Origin of the sequence: Streptomyces sp. NRRL B-3229 (assembly GCF_000719505.1) — a bacterium.
Lineage (GTDB): Bacteria > Actinomycetota > Actinomycetes > Streptomycetales > Streptomycetaceae > Streptomyces > Streptomyces griseorubiginosus.
The window spans coordinates 141,323-162,343 of sequence record NZ_JOGP01000012.1; the positions used below are offsets into that span (position 1 = coordinate 141,323).

Annotated in this window: 18 protein-coding genes; 2 read left to right on the forward strand and 16 right to left on the reverse strand. The window is 70.1% G+C overall.

Annotated features, from left to right (window positions below; all coding sequences use genetic code 11):
- Positions 1-100 precede the first annotated feature (100 nt).
- The 3 genes from IF54_RS0121550 to IF54_RS0121560 all read right to left on the reverse strand — a co-directional run bounded on the left by IF54_RS0121550 (position 101) and on the right by IF54_RS0121560 (position 3,058).
- The gene (locus IF54_RS0121550) at positions 101-1,732 is read right to left on the reverse strand and encodes a beta-N-acetylhexosaminidase (RefSeq protein ID WP_030321119.1); all 1,632 of its coding nucleotides are present in this window, start codon (positions 1,730-1,732) and stop codon (positions 101-103) included.
- 448 nt (positions 1,733-2,180) lie between these two features.
- Positions 2,181-2,456, reverse strand: a complete 276-nt coding sequence (locus IF54_RS0121555; RefSeq protein ID WP_028809870.1) for a DUF3039 domain-containing protein — start codon at positions 2,454-2,456, stop codon at positions 2,181-2,183.
- 29 nt (positions 2,457-2,485) lie between these two features.
- Positions 2,486-3,058, reverse strand: coding sequence for a YqgE/AlgH family protein (locus tag IF54_RS0121560; RefSeq protein ID WP_020139023.1), 573 nt, complete (start codon positions 3,056-3,058; stop codon positions 2,486-2,488).
- A gap of 253 nt (positions 3,059-3,311) precedes the next feature.
- Here IF54_RS0121560 and murA point away from each other — a divergent pair, with 253 nt between their 5' ends.
- Positions 3,312-4,658, forward strand: a complete 1,347-nt coding sequence (gene murA, locus IF54_RS0121565) for a UDP-N-acetylglucosamine 1-carboxyvinyltransferase (RefSeq protein WP_020139024.1) — start codon at positions 3,312-3,314, stop codon at positions 4,656-4,658.
- Between the two features lie 169 nt (positions 4,659-4,827).
- On the opposite strand, the gene IF54_RS0121570 is transcribed toward murA, so the two are convergent.
- From IF54_RS0121570 to IF54_RS0121595, 6 genes are all read right to left on the reverse strand, one after another.
- Positions 4,828-5,109: an HU family DNA-binding protein gene (locus IF54_RS0121570; RefSeq protein ID WP_007382399.1), complete on the reverse strand. Its 282-nt coding sequence runs from the start codon at positions 5,107-5,109 to the stop codon at positions 4,828-4,830.
- Positions 5,110-5,458: 349 nt separating this feature from the next.
- Complete coding sequence (locus IF54_RS0121575) at positions 5,459-6,874, reverse strand: NAD-dependent malic enzyme (RefSeq protein WP_030321122.1); 1,416 nt, start codon at positions 6,872-6,874, stop codon at positions 5,459-5,461.
- 302 nt (positions 6,875-7,176) lie between these two features.
- Positions 7,177-9,600, reverse strand: a complete 2,424-nt coding sequence (locus tag IF54_RS0121580; RefSeq protein ID WP_030321131.1) for a HelD family protein — start codon at positions 9,598-9,600, stop codon at positions 7,177-7,179.
- A 63-nt stretch (positions 9,601-9,663) separates the two neighbouring features.
- Entirely contained in the window at positions 9,664-10,446 is a 783-nt protein-coding gene (locus tag IF54_RS0121585; protein ID WP_279389315.1) for an anti-sigma factor family protein, read from the reverse strand.
- 47 nt (positions 10,447-10,493) lie between these two features.
- Positions 10,494-11,015, reverse strand: coding sequence for a sigma-70 family RNA polymerase sigma factor (locus IF54_RS0121590; protein ID WP_010039908.1), 522 nt, complete (start codon positions 11,013-11,015; stop codon positions 10,494-10,496).
- A gap of 319 nt (positions 11,016-11,334) precedes the next feature.
- Positions 11,335-11,919, reverse strand: coding sequence for a CGNR zinc finger domain-containing protein (locus tag IF54_RS0121595; protein ID WP_030321137.1), 585 nt, complete (start codon positions 11,917-11,919; stop codon positions 11,335-11,337).
- Between the two features lie 212 nt (positions 11,920-12,131).
- Between IF54_RS0121595 and IF54_RS0121600 the strand changes: the two genes are divergently transcribed.
- On the forward strand, positions 12,132-12,638 hold the full coding sequence (locus tag IF54_RS0121600; protein WP_037820354.1) for a DUF1772 domain-containing protein: 507 nt from the start codon (positions 12,132-12,134) through the stop codon (positions 12,636-12,638).
- Here IF54_RS0121600 and IF54_RS0121605 read toward each other — a convergent pair.
- The 7 genes from IF54_RS0121605 to IF54_RS0121635 form a co-directional block, all read right to left on the reverse strand.
- Positions 12,635-13,789, reverse strand: a complete 1,155-nt coding sequence (locus IF54_RS0121605; RefSeq protein ID WP_030321140.1) for a uroporphyrinogen-III synthase — start codon at positions 13,787-13,789, stop codon at positions 12,635-12,637. The genes IF54_RS0121600 and IF54_RS0121605 overlap by 4 nt on opposite strands.
- Before the next feature lie 118 nt (positions 13,790-13,907).
- Entirely contained in the window at positions 13,908-15,290 is a 1,383-nt protein-coding gene (locus IF54_RS0121610; protein WP_030321142.1) for a nitrate/nitrite transporter, read from the reverse strand.
- Positions 15,291-15,463: 173 nt separating this feature from the next.
- Entirely contained in the window at positions 15,464-15,823 is a 360-nt protein-coding gene (locus IF54_RS0121615) for a hypothetical protein (protein ID WP_051735496.1), read from the reverse strand.
- The gene (locus tag IF54_RS0121620; protein ID WP_030321144.1) at positions 15,813-16,271 is read right to left on the reverse strand and encodes a hypothetical protein; all 459 of its coding nucleotides are present in this window, start codon (positions 16,269-16,271) and stop codon (positions 15,813-15,815) included. The genes IF54_RS0121615 and IF54_RS0121620 overlap by 11 nt, the downstream gene beginning before the upstream one ends.
- Positions 16,272-16,302: 31 nt before the next feature.
- The gene (locus tag IF54_RS0121625) at positions 16,303-17,520 is read right to left on the reverse strand and encodes an acyltransferase family protein (RefSeq protein ID WP_030321145.1); all 1,218 of its coding nucleotides are present in this window, start codon (positions 17,518-17,520) and stop codon (positions 16,303-16,305) included.
- Positions 17,517-19,718 (reverse strand): glycosyltransferase, encoded by a 2,202-nt coding sequence (locus IF54_RS0121630; RefSeq protein WP_030321146.1) that lies wholly within the window; start codon positions 19,716-19,718, stop codon positions 17,517-17,519. Before IF54_RS0121630 ends, IF54_RS0121625 begins: the two co-directional genes overlap by 4 nt.
- A complete protein-coding gene (locus IF54_RS0121635; RefSeq protein ID WP_234439026.1) occupies positions 19,718-20,836 on the reverse strand; it encodes a hypothetical protein in 1,119 nt (372 codons plus the stop codon). The genes IF54_RS0121630 and IF54_RS0121635 overlap by 1 nt, the downstream gene beginning before the upstream one ends.
- Positions 20,837-21,021: the final 185 nt, after the last annotated feature.

The following is a 21,021-nucleotide window of genomic DNA, read 5'->3' on the forward strand; positions in this document are numbered from 1 at the left end:
CGGCATTCGCCCACCCCATCAGGCAGATGGTCCGTTTTCGCACGGCATCACCGGCACGCACCGATTGACACTCTTCGGTGACACTTGAGGTCTTTTTCCCCTACCTGTTCGGGGGTGCCCCTTCGATGGGCCTGCCGAGCACTCCCGGCCGCTTCTGCCACGGCAGCGGACCCGTGGGCGGCCGGTAGCCGACGCCCAGGGCGTCAAGTCGCTCGTAGTGGACGGCCATCCGCCGCTCGAAGCCGGCGAAGTCCCGTTCCGCCGGGGCGGGCAGGGCGCTCCAGGCCACCTCGGCGAAGGCCGCGAGCCGCGGGAACGCCTGGTAGTCCACGCGCGCGTGGTCCTCCATCACCTCGGTCCACAGATTGGCCTGCGTACCGAGGACACGGTCGGCCTCGGCCGGCGTCAGCTGCGGTGGAACGGGCTCGAAGCGGTACACGTCCTCCAGGGTGCGGACGTAACCGATCGGCACCGGCTCGTCCTCGCCGGCGTCCTGGCGGTGGTCCAAGTAGACGTGCTGCTCGGGGCACATGACGACGTCGTGGCCCGAGCGGGCGGCGGCGATCCCGCCCGCGTAGCCACGCCAGGAGGAGACGGCCGCGCCCGCGGCGAGCCCGCCCTCCAGGATCTCGTCCCAGCCGATGAGCCTGCGCCCGCGCGCGGTGAGCCACTGGTCGAAGTGTCCGATGAACCAGGACTGCAACGCGTCCTCGTCCGCGAGGCCGAGTTCCTCGATCCGGGCCTGAACCGAAGGCGACTCCCGCCACTGCTCCTTGGCACATTCGTCGCCGCCGATGTGAATGAACTCGGAGGGGAACAGCTCCAGCAGTTCCTCGAAAACGCCCTCGTAGAAGCGAAGGGTCTTGTCAGTGGGGGCGAGTACGTTCAGGGAAATGCCCCAGTTGTCCCAGACCGACAGGGAGGACGTGTCGATGACATCGGTGTTGCCGAGTTCCGGGTACGCGCTGATCGCGGCCTGCGAGTGTCCGGGTACGTCGATTTCGGGGACGACGGTGATATGCCGTTCGGCGGCGTAGGCGACGATCTCGCGGATGTCGTCCTGGGTGTAGAAACCCCCGTGCGGCTTCTCCTCCCACAGCGGTGAGGCCCCGTGGCCGATTCTGGTACGCGTCCGCCAGGAGCCCACTTCGGTGAGCCGGGGGTACCTCTTGATCTCGACGCGCCAGCCCTGGTCGTCCGTCAAGTGGAAGTGGAAGACGTTGAGTTTGTGCGCGGCCATCAGATCGAGGTAGCGCAGCACGCCGTCCTTGGGCATGAAGTGCCGTGCCACGTCGAGCATGAGACCGCGCCAGCGGAATCGCGGGGCGTCCTCGACGGTCTGGTGCTGGACGCCGTACTGGAGGCCGGGGGCGACGGGCGCGCGCCGGAAGGCATCGGGGCCGAGCAGCTGGCGGAGCGACTGGGCACCCCAGAACACGCCGGCCGGGCCGCCGCCGGTGATGTCGACGCCCCGGTCGGCGGAGACCGTCAGGCGGTAGCCCTCCGGGTCGAGGGTGTCGTCCAGGCGCAGCGTGAGCGTGTTCTCGGCATCCTCTCGTCCGGGCGCCAGGGGCAGCGCCAGGGCGGTGCCGAGCGTGGCGCGCAGCCACCGCTGTGTGTTCTCGGTGCCGGGCGCACCCCACAGGGTGGTTTCCGGCCCGAACACGAAGCCGCACCGGGCGGGTCCCTCGACGGCGCGCGGCGCGGGAATCAGTTCTGCCAGCGAAGTCACGTCAGTCCTTAACCGCTCCGCCCGGCCCGGGGACCAGGCGTCGCTGTACGAGTACGAAGAACACCAGCAGGGCATCGGCGGCCTCGACTGCGAAGTGCCGCCGACATGGGATGACTTGACGGAGAGGAAATCCCATCAGCCCGAGCGGGAGGAGCGCGAAAGCAATCCGCCGCGACCGGAAACAAGAACGACGAGGCGGTTCGGAAGCGGAACCGGAATCACGTCATGGCGGTCGCCGAAATACGACCGAAATCCGGCTGCCCGTCCTCATGCAGCACCCCTCCGCACGCGTTGCCCCGCACGCAACCAGAATTCCGCGCAACGCAATAGAGGCTAGGTCTCACGCGGCCTCGCCACAAGAGGTCTAGGCCAATCCTTGACACAGGAAAGCCCCGGGGGCGCACCGTACGCACCCCAGGGGCCCTGTGAAGCTCAGCCGGGCGGTGGACTACTTGTCGCCGCCCTCGTCGTCCCCGGAACCCATGGACTCGTAGATCTCCTTGCACATGGGACACACCGGGTACTTCTTGGGATCGCGGCCGGGTACCCACACCTTGCCGCAGAGCGCCACGACGGGAGTCCCGTCCAGGGCGCTCGCCATGATCTTGTCCTTCTGGACGTAGTGGGCGAAGCGCTCGTGGTCGCCGTCGCCGTGGGAAGTCTGCGGCGTGGGCTCGACGAGGGTCCCCGTACCAGTCCCGCGCTCGGGCTCGAGAGTGCTCATATCGCCAAGAGTACTGAAGGTCACATGGATCAGTTCAGCGAAGGGTCGTCCGGGTAGGTGGCCACCATCGCGAGCTCGTTGCGCTGGCGGCGCAGCACCTCGCGCCAGAGTCTTTCCGGGGCGGGTGAGGAGACGTCGCCGGGTTCCGACTCGACGACGTACCAGGCGCCCTCCACCAGCTCGTCCTCCAGCTGGCCCGGCCCCCAGCCGGCGTACCCGGCGAAGATGCGCAGGCTGCCGAGGGCCGAGGCGAGCAGCTCGGGCGGGGCCTCCAGGTCGACCAGCCCGATCGCGCCGTGGACTCTGCGCCAGCCCAGCGGGGCTCCGTCGACCGCGCCGCCGCCGGGTATGACGGCGACCCCCAGGGCGGAGTCCAGGGAGACCGGGCCGCCCTGGAAGACGACCCCGGGCTCGCCCGCGAGGTCGGCCCAGCCCTCCAGGATGTCGCCCACGTCCACCGGGGTGGGACGGTTGAGGACGACGCCGAGCGAGCCCTCCTCGTCGTGGTCGAGGAGAAGCACCACCGCGCGGTCGAAGTTCGGGTCCGCCAGGGCGGGCGTTGCCACGAGCAACCGCCCTGTGAGCGAGGACACCTCGGTCATGCCAGACATGATCCCGCATCTTCCCTTCGCGTGGGGAGGCAATGCGTCTCGGGGAGTGGATGCAGCTCAGAGCGCAACGATGCGCCCTGAGCGCACGCCAGGCGCTCGTGACCCCATGTGCCCGGCAGCTAGCGGTTCGTGTTGTGACAGAGCTATGACGTGGCTGGGCGGCACTTGGGCTTACAGAAGGGGGGTGGGCGGCGATTACCCTTTCCCTTCTGGCCCCTGCCCGACTCATCGGAACGCGAGATACATGACCGTCAACGGCTCTGACGACGTACTGCTTGTCCACGGCGGAACCCCGCTGGAGGGCGAGATCCGTGTCCGCGGTGCGAAGAACCTCGTACCGAAGGCCATGGTCGCCGCCCTGCTGGGCAGCGAGCCGAGTCGACTGCGCAACGTTCCGGACATCCGTGACGTGCGGGTCGTACGCGGACTGCTGCAACTGCATGGTGTGACGGTCCGTCCGGGTGAGGAACCGGGCGAGCTGGTGATGGACCCGACGCATGTCGAGAGCGCCAACGTCGCTGACATCGATGCCCACGCGGGTTCCAGCCGGATTCCGATCCTGCTGTGCGGCCCGCTGCTGCACCGGCTCGGGCACGCCTTCATCCCCGGCCTCGGCGGCTGTGACATCGGCGGCCGGCCCATCGACTTCCACTTCGAGGTGCTGCGGCAGTTCGGCGCGACGATCGAGAAGCGCGCGGACGGGCAGTTCCTGGAGGCGCCGCGGCGGTTGCGCGGTACGAAGATCAAGCTGCCGTACCCGTCGGTGGGCGCGACCGAGCAGGTGCTGCTGACGGCCGTGCTCGCCGAGGGTGTCACCGAGCTCTCGAACGCGGCGGTGGAGCCGGAGATCGAGGATCTCATCTGCGTGCTCCAGAAGATGGGCGCCATCATCGCGATGGACACCGACCGGACGATCCGCATCACGGGTGTGGACCGGCTCGGCGGCTACAACCACCGCGCGCTGCCGGACCGTCTGGAGGCCGCCTCCTGGGCGTCCGCCGCACTGGCGACCGAGGGCAACATCTACGTCCGCGGCGCCCAGCAGCGCTCGATGATGACGTTCCTGAACACCTACCGGAAGGTGGGCGGTGCCTTCGAGATCGACGACGAGGGCATCCGCTTCTGGCACCCCGGTGGCCAGTTGAAGTCCATCGCGCTCGAGACGGACGTGCACCCGGGCTTCCAGACGGACTGGCAGCAGCCGCTGGTGGTCGCCCTCACGCAGGCCACGGGCCTGTCGATCATCCACGAGACGGTGTACGAGTCCCGCCTCGGTTTCACCTCCGCGCTCAACCAGATGGGTGCGCACATCCAGCTGTACCGCGAGTGCCTGGGCGGCTCGAACTGCCGCTTCGGCCAGCGCAACTTCCTGCACTCGGCGGTCGTCTCGGGCCCCACCAAGCTCCAGGGCGCCGACCTGGTCATCCCCGACCTCCGAGGCGGCTTCTCCTACCTGATCGCCGCCCTGGCGGCCCAGGGCACGTCCCGCGTCCACGGCATCGACCTCATCAACCGCGGCTACGAGAACTTCATGGAGAAGCTCGTGGAACTCGGCGCAAAGGTCGAGCTGCCGGGCAAGGCACTCGGCTAGCCGCAGCAGTCGCACGAACGCCGATGGGGCGGTCACCCGAGTCCGGGTGACCGCCCCATCGGCGTAATCAGGGGCGCCCCTCAGGGGCGCGGGGAACTGCGCGACCAGCCACGGCGGTCCCGTCAGCCGAAGGACGGCCGGCAGTCACCCGGCGCTCGAAGCGGAGCGCTTACTTACCCTTGGCGGCTTCCTTGAGCTTGGAGCCCGCCGAAACCTTGACGCTGTAGCCGGCCGGGATCTGGATCGGGTCACCGGTCTGCGGGTTGCGCGCGGTGCGAGCGGCACGGTGGGTGCGCTCGAAGGTCAGGAAGCCGGGGATGGTGACCTTCTCGTCACCCTTGGCGACGATCTCGCCGACGGTCTCGGCGAACGCGGCCAGAACGGCGTCGGCGTCCTTGCGGGTCACCTCGGCGCGGTCGGCCAGCGCGGCCACCAGCTCACTGCGGTTCATGTTGTTACTCCCGTGTTCTTCTTGCCGTTGGGGTGTGCCTCGCGGCGGTGCCGCACACGAGGCACAGCGAAGCCGATGCGCTCGCGCCCAGGGACGCATCCTGCCCCTACCTGCTGCGGGAAAGCCAATCCGGCACCCGTAGGACTCGCATGAACACCCTAGGGGGTCACACGAACAGAGGCCTGGGCGTGGCGCCACCCTAGAGGGTGGCGCGAAGCGCCTGGTTCCGCGACGCGCCGGGCCGGAGGGCCACCGTGGCGATCCTCACAGCCGAACAAACATACGACGTCCACTGTAGACGCGGCGGCCCGGCACCGGGACGTGGGCCCTGGACCATCGCCCCCGCGGCCTAGGCCGTCGCCCCTGCGGCCTTCGCCGCGTCCCGCACCGCACCCGCCACCGCGCCCGCGACCTTGTCGTTGAATACGCTCGGGATGATGTAGTTCGGGTTCAGCTCGTCCTGGGTGACGACGTCGGCGAGCGCCTTCGCGGCCGCGAGCATCATCTCGGTGTTGACCGTCCGGGACTGCGCGTCCAGCAGACCGCGGAAGACACCCGGGAAGACCAGCACGTTGTTGATCTGGTTCGGGAAGTCGGAGCGGCCGGTGGCCACGACGGCGGCCGTCTGTCGGGCGATCGCCGGGTCGACCTCGGGGTCGGGATTCGCGAGCGCGAACACGATGGCACCCTCGGCCATGGCGGCCACGTCGTCGCCGTCCAGGACGTTCGGGGCGGAGACACCGATGAAGACGTCGGCGCCGCGCACGGCCTCCTTCAGCGTTCCCGTCAGGTTCTCGGGGTTGGTGTTGTCCGCGATCCAGCGCAGCGCCGAACCGGGAGCGGCGTCCACGAGGTCCTCACGGCCCGCGTGCACGACCCCGTGGATGTCGGCGACGACGGCGTTCTTGACGCCGGCCGCGATCAGCAGCTTGAGGATGGCGGTGCCGGCCGCGCCGGCGCCGGACATGACGACCCGGATGTTCTCAATTGCCTTGCCGGTGACGCGCAGTGCGTTCGTCAGGGCGGCGAGGACGACGATCGCGGTGCCGTGCTGGTCGTCGTGGAAGACGGGGATGTCGAGGGCCTCACGGAGCCGGGCCTCGATCTCGAAGCAGCGCGGGGCGGAGATGTCCTCGAGGTTGATGCCGGCGAACCCGGGCGCGATGGCCTTGACGATCTCGACGATCTGGTCGGTGTCCTGGGTGTCCAGGCACAGCGGCCAGGCGTCGATGCCGGCGAAGCGCTTGAAGAGGGCGGCCTTGCCCTCCATGACCGGCAGAGCGGCCTTGGGGCCGATGTTGCCGAGGCCCAGCACGGCCGAGCCGTCCGTCACGACCGCAACGGAGTTCCGCTTGATGGTGAGGCGGCGGGCGTCCTCGGGGTTCTCGGCGATCGCCATGCACACGCGGGCCACGCCCGGGGTGTAGATCATGGAGAGGTCGTCGCGGTTGCGGATGGGGTGCTTGGACGCCATCTCGATCTTGCCGCCGAGGTGCATGAGGAACGTACGGTCGGAGACCTTGCCGAGGGTGACGCCCTCGATCCGGCGCAGCTCCTCGACGATCTCGTCCGCGTGCTTGGTGGAGCTGGCCGCGATCGTGACGTCGATCCGGAGCTTCTCGTGACCGGAAGCGGTGACGTCGAGGCCGGTCACCGAGCCTCCGGAGGACTCCACGGCGGTGGTGAGCTGCGATACGGCGGTTCCGCTCGCGGGCACCTCCAGCCGGACCGTCATCGAGTAGGAGACGCTGGGCGCCGTTGCCATGGCCGACTTCCTCTGCTTTCACCTGCGGAGCTGGATTGCCGTCCGATGGTCGCACCTACTGCCGGGTAGGCGTTAGCCGCCCTGGATTGCGATCGTTTTGTTCATGCGGCGGGCCATGAGAAAGAGGCCCACGTCACATGGACGTGGGCCTCTCATCAAGTCAGTGACACCGACCCGCCATGCTCGCCTCGCGGCAAGTGGTCCCTCTGAGGGACGAAGGTTGGGCCCGGGGGCTTGGATCGGGCCGGTGTCACATCCAGGCTAACAAACGGATCCCGAAAGACCATTCCCGCAGCGCGAGTTCAATCTCTCAGCAGATCGGGGACCCCTTCGGGGTTTGGCTGGTCCCGGTCCGCGGAGACGACCGTCAGCTGCTGGGTCGCGCGGGTGAGGGCGACGTAGAGCACGCGCAGTCCGGCCGGCGACTCGTCGGCGATCTCGGCCGGGGAGACGACGACCGTCGCGTCGTACTCCAGACCCTTGGCCTCCAGGCTCCCGAGTGCGACGACCCGGTCGCCGAGTCCGGTGAGCCAGCGGGCGGCCTCCTCGCGCCGGTTCATGGCGACGACGACACCCACGGTGCCGTCGACGAGCCCGAGGAGACGGGCGGCCTCCTCCCGCACGGTCTCGCCCAGCGACTTCCGTACGACCGTGAAGCGCGGCTCGACGCCGGTGGACCGGACGGCCCTCGGCGACTCGTTACCCGGCATGGCGAGGGCCAGCACCTTGGCCGCGAGGTCCGCGATCTCGGAGGGGTTGCGGTAGTTCACCGTCAGCTGGAAGCGGCGGCGGGGACGGGTGCCGAGGGCTTCGTCGCGGGCCTCGGCGGCCTCGTCGGGGTCGGACCAGGAGGACTGCGCCGGGTCCCCGACGACCGTCCAGGTGGCGTGCCGGCCACGGCGGCCGACCATGCGCCACTGCATGGGCGTCAGGTCCTGCGCCTCGTCGACGATGACATGGGCGTACTCGACGCGCTCCTGGGCGAGCCGCTCGGCCCGCTCGCGCTGCGACTCCTCCCGTACCGGCATCAGCTCCTCCAGGCCGGTGAGCTGGTCGAGCGGGTCCAGCTCACGCCGCTTGCGCGGGCGGGCGGGGGCACCGAGAACCGCCTGGAGCTCGTCGAGCATGGCGATGTCGTGCACGGTCAGGCCGTCGCGGCGCAGCGAGCGGGCGACCCTGCGGACCTCGCCGGGGTTGAGAATGCGGCGGGCCCAGCGGCCGAGGCGCCGCTCGTCGGCCATCGCGGCGAGGACGGCCTTCGGGGTGAGCTCAGGCCACCAGGCGTCGAGGAACTCGATGAAGCTGTCCTCGCTGGCGACGTCCTCGTCGAACGACGACCGCAGCTCGGCGGCCAGCTCGGGATCGGTGTGCCGGCTGCCGGCCCCGGACCGCGCCCACAGCGCGTCCAGGAGCAGCTTGCGGGCCCGGGGCCGCAGCAGGTTGACGGGCGCGGTACCGCCGAGGGCGTTGCGCCGGATCCGCTCAAGCTCGTCCGCCTCCAGCTCCAGCCTCCGCCCGAACGCGACCACGCGCAGGCGGGTGGTCGGCCCGGGCTTCGGGGATACGGCGGCACCGGCGCCGTTTCCGTCCCCGCCACCGTCGTCGACATCACCGGCGTCCCCGAAGGCGAGTTGCCCGGAGTCGGAGGACCGGCCGGCGGTCCTGCCGGAACCCTCCGTGCCCAGCTCCAGCGCTCCCCGCGCCGCCTTCCGCAGCACCTTCAGCATCCGGTAGGAGCCCTTGGCGCGGGCCACCGCCGGAGAGTCGTACAGGGTGGCCTCGACACCGTCGACCAGGGAGCCGATCGCGCGGATGGCGACCTGGCCCTCCTCGCCGAGGGAGGGCAGCACGCCCTCGGTATAGGCGACCAGCAGGGGGGTGGGCGAGACGATGAGGATGCCGCCGGAGTAGCGGCGCCGGTCCTGGTAGAGGAGGTAGGCGGCTCGGTGCAGGGCGACGGCGGTCTTGCCGGTGCCGGGTCCGCCCTCGACGTAGGTCACGGACGCTGCGGGGGCCCGGATGACCAGGTCCTGCTCGGCCTGGATGGAGGCGACGATGTCCCGCATGGTGTGGCTGCGGGCCTGGCCGAGCGCGGCCATGAGGGCGCCGTCGCCGATGACGGGCAGCTGGTGGCCGTCGAGGAAGGCCTTCAGCTCGGGGCGCATCAGGTCGTCCTCGACACCGAGGACCTTGCGGCCCTTGGAGCGGATCACCCGGCGTCGTACGACACGCCCGGGATCCACCGGAGTGGACCTGTAGAAGGGGGCCGCGGCGGGGGCCCGCCAGTCGATGACGAGGGGCGCGTACTCGGAGTCGAGGACCCCGATCCGGCCGATGTGCAGGGTCTCCGCGATGTCCGCGGTGCCGTCCTCGCGGACCGCGCCCTCGGCGGGTTCGACGGCCGTGTAGGCGCCGTCGGGGCCCTTTTTGCCGTCCTTGCCGAGGAGCAGGTCGATGCGGCCGAAGAGGAAGTCCTCGAACTCGCTGTTCAGCCTGTTCAGGTGCACTCCGGCCCGGAAGACCTGGGCGTCCCGCTCGGCGAGCGCGCCGGGCGTGCCGACCTGGCCGCGCTTGGCCGCGTCGTTCATCAGGAACTCCGCCTCGTGGATCTTCTCCTCGAGGCGCCGGTAGACCCGGTCCAGATGTTCCTGTTCGACGCCGATCTCGCGGTCCCGAATCGAGTCCTGAACCGAGCCGACCGCGGATGATTGAGCCTGAGCGGCCACCGGGCCCCCTTCTGACGTGCTGGGCAGCCGTCAACCGTACGCGAAGGGGGGCCCGGCGGGAAGTTACGCGTCGACCTGGACGAGCTTGTTGCCGTCGGAGTCGACGACCTCGAAGTGGTCGATCTCGTTCTGGGCCGGGGCGACCGCACCGCCGATGTAGAGCGGCTTCTTGGACTCCTCGGTCTTGCCGTTGGGGATGCCGTAGCCCCACTTGCCGACGGACCAGGTCGAGGCCGTCCAGCGCTCGCCGTTGGTCCCGACGGCGATCAGAGAGCACTTGAGCGGTCCCTTGACGCCCTTGAGCTCCAGGCCGAGGGAGGTGCCCCAGTTCTTCTGCGCCATGGCGACGGTCGCGCTGACGCCGGTCTTGGAGTCGGTCGCCGACACCTTGTCGGGCATGGAGTTGAAGAGTTCCTGCGGGGTGGCCGCGAGGACCTGGCCCGACTTCGACCCGCCGCCCGAGTCACCGCCGCCGCTCACCGCGGTCGCGACGATCGGACCGCCGATGATCAGCGCGGCCGCTGCCGCGACCATGTACATGCTGCGGCGGCGCTTCTGGGCCCGGCGCTCCGCGACCTCGTCCACGAGCTTGTTGACGATGCGCGGGCTGGGCTTGGCGGAGAGCGACTCGCCGATCGCGGGGGTGCCGGAGCCCGGCAGGTCCGCGAGGGCGGCGAGCATCGGTTCCATACCGGCCAGCTCGTCGAGCTGCTGGGCGCACCATTCGCAGGTCGCGAGATGCGCCTCGAAGGCGGTGGCCTCGGCGTCGTCGAGGATCCCGAGAGCGTAGGCGCCGACGGTCTCGTGCTCGTTCGGCACCGGAGATCCCATCATGGAACCAGACATACCCGAACCACCTGTGCCGAATCCCTGGTTACCCCCGTACACACTCATCACGCCGTCACCCCCCGCTCCTCCAGTGCGAGCTTCATCGACCGCAGGGCATAGAAGACCCGCGAGCGGACGGTGCCACTGGGAATGCCCAGCGTCTCGGCCGCCTCGTTGACGGTACGCCCCTTGAAGTACGTCTCGACGAGCACCTCCCGGTGGGCCGGGGTCAGGTCGTCGAGCGCGTCCGACAGCGTCATCAGCCACAGCGCCTTGTCGATCTCGTCCTCCGCGGGGATGACCTCCAGCGGTGACGGATCGACCTCCTGCGGCCGGGCCTGCCGGCTGCGGTGTCCGTCGATGACGATGCGCCGGGCGACCGTCACCAGCCAGGGGCGTACCGATCCGGTCGCTCGATTGAGCTGTCCGGCGTTCTTCCAGGCACGGATGAGCGTCTCCTGCACCACGTCCTCGGCTCTCTGGCGGTCTCCCGCAACCAACCGGAGGACATACGCAAGGAGAGGCCCGGCGTGCTCCCGGTACAGGGCACGCATCAGCTCCTCATCAGGTTCCGAGGGCTGGGACATGCGATGTCGGGCCCTCGATCCACGTTCATTGGCCACGACAGAATCCTTGCGCACGCCCACCTCCGATGTCCGGGGGTTCCCCCAGTCGGTCGCTCGACGAGGGGTACGGACGGGAGGGGTCGGGTGTTCAAAGCGCGACGACAGTTTTCTTCTGAGTGACGTGACGAGACGGGACATGCGTGCACATTCCCGCCGCTCGATCTTCACATTTCCACCACACGGGCAAGGTCGCCACTACGGCCCGTAAGGTTGAGCGAGTAAACAACATGTAATCGAAATCACTTCGACACCCCCTCCACAGAAGGGACATAACGACCAGTCAGCTGCGCGAGAGCGCCGCGCGCCGACGATGCCGGGCCACTCTTTCCCGGTTTCCGCACACCTCACTGGAGCACCAGCGCCTCCTGCGCCCCCGTGACGTATCGAGGTACACGATGGGGCAGTTGTCCCCTTCGCACTCTCTGATCGCGGCCCGCGCGACGGGGTCCGTGAGCAGTTCCACGGCGTCCCTGGCGACGGCCCCGAGCAGGGCCGCGCAGCCCGGCGGAGCGTCCAACTCCCGCACCAGCGTGCCGTCCTCGGCGCTGACCGCGCACGGGGCCGGGGGCGCGGCCCGGGCGGCCTCGTTGACGTGGGCGAGCGCGAGGTCGTAGCCCGGTCCGGGGGTGCCCCTGACCAACCGGTCCGTCCAGCCGCGCAGTTCACGGAAGCCGACCAGCCAGGAGGGGTCCGCGTGGACCAGCGAGGTTCCCCGCGGCACCAGACCCGAACCGACGATCCAGGCGCACAGCACCTCCGTCGAGTCGAGGCGTTCCTCGGGGTGGGTGGTCGCGAGGAGGTCGAGACAGATCCGACCGGCGTCGAACCGCAGCTCGTACGCGACCGTGGCCGTACCCAGTGCCATGTGCCTGTCACCGCCTAGAGGGGTGCCCCGGCCGGAAGGGGTCGGTGAGGTGCTTCAAGGCTGTGCCGTGCTGTTCCGGGGCTCCCTCCCACAGTGCCCTCCCGTTCTCCCCGCCGGTAGCCCTCGTGCCCGGACCGACCCTGGACGTTCACGCATGGGGCCGCGCGTCCCGGCGATGTCCGGCCACGTGCGGGCCGCCTTCACTGGGAGCCATGACACAGACCACCAGCAGGAGCGGCCGACTCGTCCTGGGCGCGGCCACGGTCACCACCGGCCTGATCGCCGGGGCCTTCTACGTCTTCGCGTGCGGCGTGATGCCCGCCCTGTCCCGCAGCGACGACCGCGTGTACGTCCAGGTGATGCGCGACATCAACGACGTCATCCAGAACCCGGTGTTCCTCCTGGGCTTCCTGGGCGCGCCGGCCCTCACGGCGGTGGCGGCGTGGCAGGCGCGGGGCAAGGAGCACCGCCGGTGGGTCCGGGCGGCCCTCGCGGCGTCCGCCCTGGCCTTCCTGGTCACCGTCGCCTTCAACATCCCCCTCAACGACGCCCTCAACGGCGACGGCTCCTACGCCACGCTCCGCGAGGAGTTCGAGGACCCGTGGGTGGTGTGGAACGGGGTGCGGGCGGTGTTGCTGACGGTGGCGCTGGGGCTGCTGGTGAAGGCCACGGGGAAGGCAGGTGCCTCCTCAGTGCCTCCTCCACGGCCGACTGACTAGGCGTCCGCGTACTTCGCGTCCGCCGCCGGGTCCAGGGCCAGCCGGTAGCCCCGCTTCACCACCGTCTGGATCAGCTTCGGCGCCCCCAGGGCCGTACGGAGACGGGCCATCGCCGTCTCCACGGCGTGCTCGTCGCGGCCCGCGCCCGGCAGCGCCCGCAGGAGGTCCGCGCGGGAGACCACCCAGCCCGGCCGCCGGGACAGCGCCCGCAGCAACGACATGCCCGCCGGCGGCACCGGCCGCAGCGTCCCGTCGACCAGCACCGCGTGCCCCCGGATCTCCACCCGGTGACCCGCGATGGGCAGCGAGCGGGCGCGCCCGGGCAGTTCCTGGCACAGCAGCTGCACCAGCGGTCCGAGCCGGAAGCGCTCGGGCGACACCGTGTCCACCCCCCGCGCCTGCAACGGCAGCGCGGTGACCGGGCCGACGCAGGCCGGCAGCACGTCGTGGTGGAGCGCGGCGAGCAGTTCGGGCAGCAGGCCGCGGGACTCGGCACGCGACAGCAGGGACGCGGCCGCGGGCGCGCTGGTGAAGGTCACCGCGTCCAGCCCGCGCGAGACGGCGGCGTCGAGGAGCCGGTCCACCGGCGCGAGGTCCTCCGGCGGCATCCACCGGTACACCGGCACCCCGACGACCTCCGCTCCCCCGGCCCGCAGCGCCTCCACGAACCCGGGCAGCGGCTCCCCGTGCAGCTGGATGGCGACGCGGCGGCCCTCGACGCCCTCTTCGAGCAGCCGGTCGAGCACCTCGGCCATGGACTCGGAGGACGGCGACCACTCCTCCGTCAGCCCGGCGGCCCGGATCGACCCCTTGACCTTGGGCCCGCGCGCGAGGAGTTCCACCCCCCGCAGCCGGTCGAGAAGCGCCTCCCCGAGTCCCCACCCCTCGGCGGCCTCGACCCACCCCCGGAACCCGATCGCGGTGGTGGCCACGACCACGTCCGGTGCCTGGTCGATCAGGTCCTTCGTCGCCGCCAGCAGTTCGCTGTCGTCGGCGAGGGGCACGATCCGCAGGGCCGGCGCATGTACGACGACGGCCCCGCGGCGCTGGAGCAGCGCACCGAGTTCGTCCGCCCGACGCGCGGCCGTGACGCCCACGGTGAAGCCCGCGAGGGGGCCGTGCTGCTCTGCTGGCTGCTGTTCCTCGTACATGGCTCTCGTCCCGCACTCGAGTCGTAGTACCTGGTGTACCCGGTCGTTCCTACATGGCGACCGAGCCTGTCAACGGCTCGTGACAGGCTCGGTTCCGGTTCATGTCGTCGGTGTTACGTCACACCTCGGCGTAGCTGAGCTGCGGCTTCGCCTCCGCGGCGGTCACGGCCTGGCCCTGGGGGGCGGTACGGCGAAGGTATACGGCCCAGGTGATGCCGAAGCAGAGGGCGTAGTAGGCGAGGAAGGCGACGAACGCGCCGGTGCCGGAGCCGTAGGAGAGGAAGGACTGCCGGAAGGCGAGGTTGATGCCCACGCCGCCGAGTGCGCCGACCGCGCCGATGAGGCCCATGGAGGCTCCGGAGAGCCGGCGTCCGTACTTGGCGGCCTCCTCACCCTCAAGTCCCTTGGCGAGGGCCTTGGTCTGGAAGATGCCCGGGATCATCTTGAACGTGGAGCCGTTGCCGATACCGGTCAGCGAGAACAGCACCACGAAGGCGACCACGAACAGCGGCAGGGACTTCTGCATGCTGGCGACGACCAGGACGGCGGTGGCGGCGGCCATGCCGACGTAGTTGTAGAGGGTGATCTTCGCGCCGCCGTACTTGTCGGCGAGCCAACCGCCCAGGGGCCGGATCAGCGAGCCGAGCAGCGGGCCCATGAACGTCAGGTAGGTGGCCTGGAGCGGCGTGCGGCCGAACTGGTTGGTCAGCACCTGCCCGAAGGCGAAGCTGTAGCCGATGAAGGAGCCGAACGTGCCGATGTAGAGGACGGACATGATCCAGGTGTGCGGGTCCCTGGCAGCGTCCTTGGCGGCGCCGGTGTCGTTCTTGACGTTCTCGATGTTGTCCATGAAGAGCGCGGCCAGCACCGCGGCGACGACGATCAGCGGAATGTAGATCCCGAGCAGCACCCGCGGCCCGCCGCTGGCACCGATGACCGCCAGGGCCACCAGCTGGATCGCAGCCACGCCGATGTTGCCGCCGCCGGCGTTGAGCCCGAGCGCCCACCCCTTCTTCCGCAGCGGGAAGAACGCGTTGATGTTGGTCATGGAGGAGGCGAAGTTGCCGCCGCCGATGCCGGCGAGCAGACCGACGACCAGGAAGGTGGAGAAGGACGTGCCGGGCTTCATCACGGCGAAGGCGGCGATCGACGGGATGAGCAGGAGACTGGCCGAGATGATGGTCCAGTTCCGTCCGCCGAACATGGCGACCGCGAAGGTGTAGGGCACGCGGACCACGGCACCGACGAGGGTCACCATCGACGTCAGCATGAACTTGTCGGCCGGGGTCAGCCCGTACTCCGGTCCCATGAAGAGCACCAGCACGGACCACAGGGTCCAGATCGAGAACCCGATGTGCTCGGAGAGGACGGAGAAGTAGAGGTTCCGCTTGGCGACCTTCTCGCCGGTCTCCTTCCAGAAGGTCTCGTCCTCCGGATCCCACTGCGTGATCCAGCGGCCGCCCCTGTTCTGGGGTGCGGGGGCTGTACTAGGGGCTGTCATGACGCCTCCACGGTGCGACGGGCTCAGGTCCTGCTCCCTGACTGACCCCGAAGGTAGGGAGGACGCGTTTCCTGCCTGTGTTTCACCGGGTGACCGGAAAGGAACGTTGCTCTCACCCCGGGGACGGGCGGGATGAGAGGTCGTGGGCACGTTGTGTTACGAAACCCTCCCCGTCAGTGGTCACCGCCCTGAGAGCCGTCGTGCGTCTCGTCGTACTGCTCGTCGTACTGCTCGTCGTACTGCTCAAGGATCCGCAGCCCGAGATCGGCCTCCCAGTCGAGGGCCCATTGCCGCAGGTCGGTGATGTCGCCGGTGCTGAGCCCGCACACCGCGAACTCCTCGTCACTGACCCACACGACACTTTCGAGGCGCTCGCGCAGCTCGACGGGGTCGAGCTCAGCCAGCTGTTCCAGCTCGATGACGGAGAAGTACCGACAGGCCGCGTGGACATCGATCACGTCCTGGGGCGCTCCTCGGTCGCCGAGACTCCGCACGCTCTCGACCGCCGCGTCCCGCAGCTCCTCAGCCCTCATAGAGGTGCACCACGCAGAACCCGTCCCGAGCCGCCGTCTCGAAGAGCCCGTGCAACTCGCCCACCAGCTCGATGAGATCGTCGGCGTAGCCGTACGGGACGTCCCCGCGGACGGTCACGGACAGCACGTCGGCGAGGTGGGCCGTCAGGCTGGTGCCCGTCGTCGTGAGGAAGGCGTGGAGCCGCGTCACCTCCTCGACCGACAGCAGCGTGCATGCCGTCCCGACACCGTCGTCGCCGAGGACGGCCCCGCCGAACGCGGCGAGGCCAGCGAGTTCGCCCGCGCCCGCCCGCAGCAGCAACTCCTCGACGACAGCTGCTTCCTCCCCCAAGTCGCAGAACGCGAAAGGGGATCGGTTGCCCGACTCCCGTGCGGAGAAGCAGGCGAGGACCTGGTCGAAGCCGGCGCGGGTTTCCGCCGGAGGCAGGGACAGCAGAGAGATGTTCATCGCCCCGCCCATCCTTCCAGCTCCGTTGCCCTCAGGCTCCGTGAGTCGGTGTCGCGGGCGCCGGCCGCTTCGTGCGCCTCTTCTTCGCTCCGTTCGGCCACAAGCGAGGCCGTCGCTTCGCCGCCAGGTCCTCGATCCAGCCGAACGCCACGATCGCCACCCCGATGAGCGGCCACACCAGGACGAACATCCACAGCATGTCCGTCGCGTCCAGCGCCGCCACCGCGCGGTCGCTCTGCATGAAGGGGAGGTTGTAGGCCTGGTCGATGATCGGGACCGTGGCCATGATCAGCAGGTTGTGCCAGAGGTAGATCGTGACGGCACGGTTGTTGGAGAGGGTGACCAGCTTGTCCCAGCGGGCCAGACGGCCCGGGAGTTCCTGCCAGGACGGGGAGTACTGGAGGAGGATCACCACGAAACCGAAGGACCAGGCCGCCTGGGCGAGCGGGATGTCGTTGAGGTCCCAGCCGTCGGGGCCCTGGTGGCCGGACGCCCACCACAGGCCGAACGCCATCACCAGCACCGAGCCGGACACCGCGAGATAGCGCGGGACCTTCGCCAGCACTCCCTCCTGGTGCGCGAAACCGAGCACCCAGCAGCTGCCGTAGACCGCGAAGTCGGTGACCGCGTTGCCGAGTTCGCCGGGGATGGTCACCACGCCCGTGCCCACCACCGCCGCCAGCGCCAGCGGAGCGAGCAGCGTCGCCCACGGCACCCTGCGGAACGCCCACAGCAGCAGCGGTGACAAGAGCACGAACCACAGATAGGCGCGCAGGTACCAGAGCGGGCCCACCGCCTGGTCCGCCCACGTGCTCTCCAGCAGGTCCTTCGGGAAGCCGATCTCCCAGGGGTACGGCGGCGCCCCGATCGGGATGACGTAGTTCACCAGTTCCAGCAGGCCCCAGGTGCCGCTGTGGTCCGGGTCCTCGGACAGCTTCCAGCCGCCCACGAACATCAACGGCAGCACCACCGCGCTGAACGCCCAGAGCGGAGGCAGGAGTCGGCGGAGCCTGCCCCTGATCACGCTCAGCGCCGGGCGGTTCAGCGACCGCGCCATCAGCGAGCCCGCCAGCGCGAACATCACGCCCATCGACGGGAACAGCACGGTCAGCCATGCCCAGCCGAAGAGGTGGTACAGGACCACCCGGACCAGGGCGAGGGAGCGGAGGAGGTCGAGATAGCGGTCCCGGCCGGGCGCCTTCGGGGGCGCGGCCGCCTCCCGCTGGCCGGCCGCGTAGTCCTGCGTCATCCCACCGGCCTCCGCTCGTCGCTCTCACTGCTCTTCCGCGGACTCGGCACCGGTCCGCCCGGCGCCTCCACGACCCCGGTGCGGCGCAGCTTCTGCCAGCGCAGGCGGCCGCCGGTCAGGGCCGTGATCCAGGACTGGAGCAGCACCACGTACATGAGCTGGCGGTACAGGATCTGCTGCAACGGCAGCGAGATCAGGTGGCTCATGCGTTCGCGGTCGAGGCGGAACGCGTAGGCGGCGCAGACCACTTGGATCGCGAGCACGCCCAGCCAGGCCACGATCGTCTTCTGGGTCGGGCCGAACACCACGCCGTAGAGGAGGAACACGTCGATCAGGGGGGCCAGCAGGGGCGCCACGACCATGAACAGCGAGACCAGCGGCAGGCCCACGCGGCCGAAACGGCCCGACGGGCCCCGCTCCACCAGCGCGCCCCGGTGCTTCCAGATCGCCTGCATGGTGCCGTACGACCACCGGTAGCGCTGCGACCAGAGCTGCTGGACCGACTCCGGTGCCTCGGTCCAGGCGCGCGCCTTCTCGGCGTAGACCACGCGCCAGCCGTCCCGGTGCATGGCCATGGTGATGTCGGTGTCCTCGGCGAGCGTGTCCTCGCTCATGCCGCCGACGCGTTCCAGGGCGGAGCGGCGGAAGGCTCCCACCGCGCCCGGGATGGTCGGCATGCAGCGCAGGATGTCGTACATCCGGCGGTCGAGGTTGAAGCCCATCACGTACTCGATGTGCTGCCAGGCGCCGATGAGCGAGTCCCGGTTGCCGACCTTGGCGTTGCCGGCGACGGCGCCGACGCGCGGGTCGCCGAAGGGCTGTACCAGCTCGCGGACCGTGGACGGTTCGAAGACGGTGTCGCCGTCCATCATCACGATGATGTCGTGACGGGCGTTCGCCAGGCCGCGGTTGAGGGCGGCCGGCTTGCCCGCGTTGAGCTGGCGGACCACCCGGACGTTGGGCAGGTCCATCGCCTCGACGATCCGGGCGGTGCCGTCGCTGGAGCCGTCGTCGATGACGAGCACCTCGATCGGGTGCTCGCTCGCCATCAGGGAACGGACGGTGTTCTCGATGCACTTGGCCTCGTTGTACGCCGGGACCAGCACCGAGACCGGCTGCACCACCGGCTCTCCCCAGCGGAAGCCCTTGCGGCGCACCCGGCGCGCGTGGATGCCCGACAGCAGGAGCATCAGCACGAAGCGGCCGATGACCAGGGAGCCGATGATCGCGAGCCCGACCACGAGCACGTCGGTGATCTGCTCGGAGGCCTGGACCAGGAAGATCCACGCCTTGCCCTTCCACAGCTCGGGCCCGGTGACCGTGGTGTGGGCGCTGGGCGCGTCGAGGGCCTCGGTGAGGTTGTCGAACCGGTAGCCCCTGGCCGCCATGTCCGGCAGGAACCGGTCCAGCGCCTGGACGGTCTGGTGGCGGTCGCCGCCGGAGTCGTGCATCAGGACGATCGCGCCCTTGCCGTTCTTCGGCGTGGCATTGCTGATGATCTTGCGGACGCCGGGCTTCTGCCAGTCCTCGCTGTCGGTGTTGTTGACGACGGTGATGTAGCCGCGGGTACCGATGTACTGGGTGACCGGCCAGGACCGGTCGTCCATGGCGTCGGCGAAGGAGGAGTACGGCGGGCGGAAGAGAGAGGTGCGGATCCCGGCCGCGCCGGCGAGCGCGAGCTGGTTCTGGGACAGCTCCCAGTCGATGCGTTTCTTCGACTGGAAGGACAGGTCGGGGTGGTTGAAGGTGTGCAGTCCGACCTCGTGCCCCTCGTCGACCATGCGCTTGACCAGGTCCGGATAGCGCGAGCTCATGGTGCCGGTGACGAAGAAGACGGCGTGCGCGTGGTGCTTCCTGAGGACGTCGAGGACCTTGGGGGTCCAGGTCGGGTCCGGCCCGTCGTCGAAGGTGAGCACGATCCGGTGGTCCGGGATCTTCAGGCTGGTCGCCCCGCCGCCGCGGGTGTCGATCACCGGCCCGCCGTCGATGATCTTCTCCGGCACCTTGTCGGAGGAGGCCTCGGGCTGGATGCGGTGGTCGGCGAGGATCTCGCTGTGGACGTACCCGCGCAGCATCAGCATCGCCATGAGGGCGAAGAGGACGAGCACGGGCAGCAGCAGGCGCATGGGCAGGCGGCGGCGCCGGGAGCCGGCGGGGGCGCCGTGTGCGGCCCCCGGACGGCGGGTGCGGGATGCCATCAGAGGATGTTCTCCGGGGACGGGGAGGAGAGCGGGGCGTCGGAGGGCCCGGCGGGAGTCGAGCCGGCGGGCGGCGCCGAGGCCGGCGGGGTGTCCGACGCGATGGGCGAGGGCGCGGCCGGGCCGTCGGCCACCGTGCCGGGTCCGGCGCTGTCGCCACCCGTGGTCTGGGTCGGGGCGACCGTCGGGTCGGGGCTGGTGGTCGCGGGCGGGGCGACCGTCGGGCTGGCCGGCGGGGTGACCGACGGCGTCGGCTGGGCCGACGGGTCGGCGCTGACCGACGGGTTGCCGCCCGGCTGCGTGGCCGGTGCCGACGGACCGGCGGACGCCCCCGGCCTGGCCGGGCTCACGACGACACCCGGCGCGGTGCCGCTCACGCCGGGCACCGGGGTGGCCCCGCCGCTCACCGTCGGGGTGGTCCCGGGAAGCACTCCCACTCCCACGGGTACGGCCGGATCCGCCGACTCGGCCGGGACCGGGCTGGTGTCGACCTTCCCGGCCGGGGCGTCGTCCTTCGGTCCGGTCACCGGCAGCCAGGGCGCGTTGGAGTTGCCGGACAGCAGGGTGACGACGATGACGACCGCGTAGACCGCGCAGGCGAGGCCCACGGCCATGCCGATCCGGCGGAAGCGACGGCTGCGGCGGCCCGACTCGTCGACGAAGACCGGCCCGTCGGAGCCCTCGGAGCCACTGTCGCCCCCGGCCCCGCCGCCCTCGATCCGGCCCTCCCCGTTCACGCTGACCGCGTCGAGCTGGACGGTCACCTCGTGCGGGTCATGGGCGTGCCCGGCATCGCTCCCGGACTCGTCCCACGGGTCGCGCACTACGGGCTTGGCACCGGGGGCCTGCGACTGCGCGGGCGGCGTGGTGCGAGAGGGGTTCGGGTGTGCGACCGGCTCCGGACGTACGACGGGCTCCGGGCCCGGCGGCTTGGACAGGCTTCCGATACGGTCCGCGGCTCTCGGCGCCCCCGGGAAGTCCGGCTTGTCACCGGTATCGAAGCCGACGTCGAAGCCGGCCTTGTCACCGTCGTCGAGGAGGCCGCTTCCCGCGGCTCCGGTTTCCTCGGTCGAGCGGACGTCACCGCTCTCCGGGAACGCCTGGGCGGCCCCCTTCACCAAAGCTATGTCCTGAGTCCCTGATGCGGCCTCGGGCCATTCCGGTTGGGCGTCTTCTCGCCACTTTTTCACGCGCACGCACATCCCCCCACGGGACCGTTCCGGGTGCGCGTACGCCTTGAGCACCAGTCGGCCGAACCGGGCCCCCACCCGGTCCGAGCGCCCCGTTTATCACAAAGTGCTCC

Coding starts and splice junctions, on each gene's coding strand:
- IF54_RS0121555 (WP_028809870.1), bottom strand. CDS start 2,456: ATGAGCACTCTCGAGCCCGAGCGCGGGACTGGTACGGGGACCCTCGTC.
- IF54_RS0121560 (WP_020139023.1), bottom strand. CDS start 3,058: ATGACCGAGGTGTCCTCGCTCACAGGGCGGTTGCTCGTGGCAACGCCC.
- murA (WP_020139024.1), top strand. CDS start 3,312: ATGACCGTCAACGGCTCTGACGACGTACTGCTTGTCCACGGCGGAACC.
- IF54_RS0121570 (WP_007382399.1), bottom strand. CDS start 5,109: ATGAACCGCAGTGAGCTGGTGGCCGCGCTGGCCGACCGCGCCGAGGTG.
- IF54_RS0121575 (WP_030321122.1), bottom strand. CDS start 6,874: ATGGCAACGGCGCCCAGCGTCTCCTACTCGATGACGGTCCGGCTGGAG.
- IF54_RS0121585 (WP_279389315.1), bottom strand. CDS start 10,446: ATGTCTGGTTCCATGATGGGATCTCCGGTGCCGAACGAGCACGAGACC.
- IF54_RS0121590 (WP_010039908.1), bottom strand. CDS start 11,015: ATGTCCCAGCCCTCGGAACCTGATGAGGAGCTGATGCGTGCCCTGTAC.
- IF54_RS0121595 (WP_030321137.1), bottom strand. CDS start 11,919: ATGGCACTGGGTACGGCCACGGTCGCGTACGAGCTGCGGTTCGACGCC.
- IF54_RS0121600 (WP_037820354.1), top strand. CDS start 12,132: ATGACACAGACCACCAGCAGGAGCGGCCGACTCGTCCTGGGCGCGGCC.
- IF54_RS0121605 (WP_030321140.1), bottom strand. CDS start 13,789: ATGTACGAGGAACAGCAGCCAGCAGAGCAGCACGGCCCCCTCGCGGGC.
- IF54_RS0121610 (WP_030321142.1), bottom strand. CDS start 15,290: ATGACAGCCCCTAGTACAGCCCCCGCACCCCAGAACAGGGGCGGCCGC.
- IF54_RS0121615 (WP_051735496.1), bottom strand. CDS start 15,823: ATGAGGGCTGAGGAGCTGCGGGACGCGGCGGTCGAGAGCGTGCGGAGT.
- IF54_RS0121620 (WP_030321144.1), bottom strand. CDS start 16,271: ATGAACATCTCTCTGCTGTCCCTGCCTCCGGCGGAAACCCGCGCCGGC.
- IF54_RS0121625 (WP_030321145.1), bottom strand. CDS start 17,520: ATGACGCAGGACTACGCGGCCGGCCAGCGGGAGGCGGCCGCGCCCCCG.
- IF54_RS0121630 (WP_030321146.1), bottom strand. CDS start 19,718: ATGGCATCCCGCACCCGCCGTCCGGGGGCCGCACACGGCGCCCCCGCC.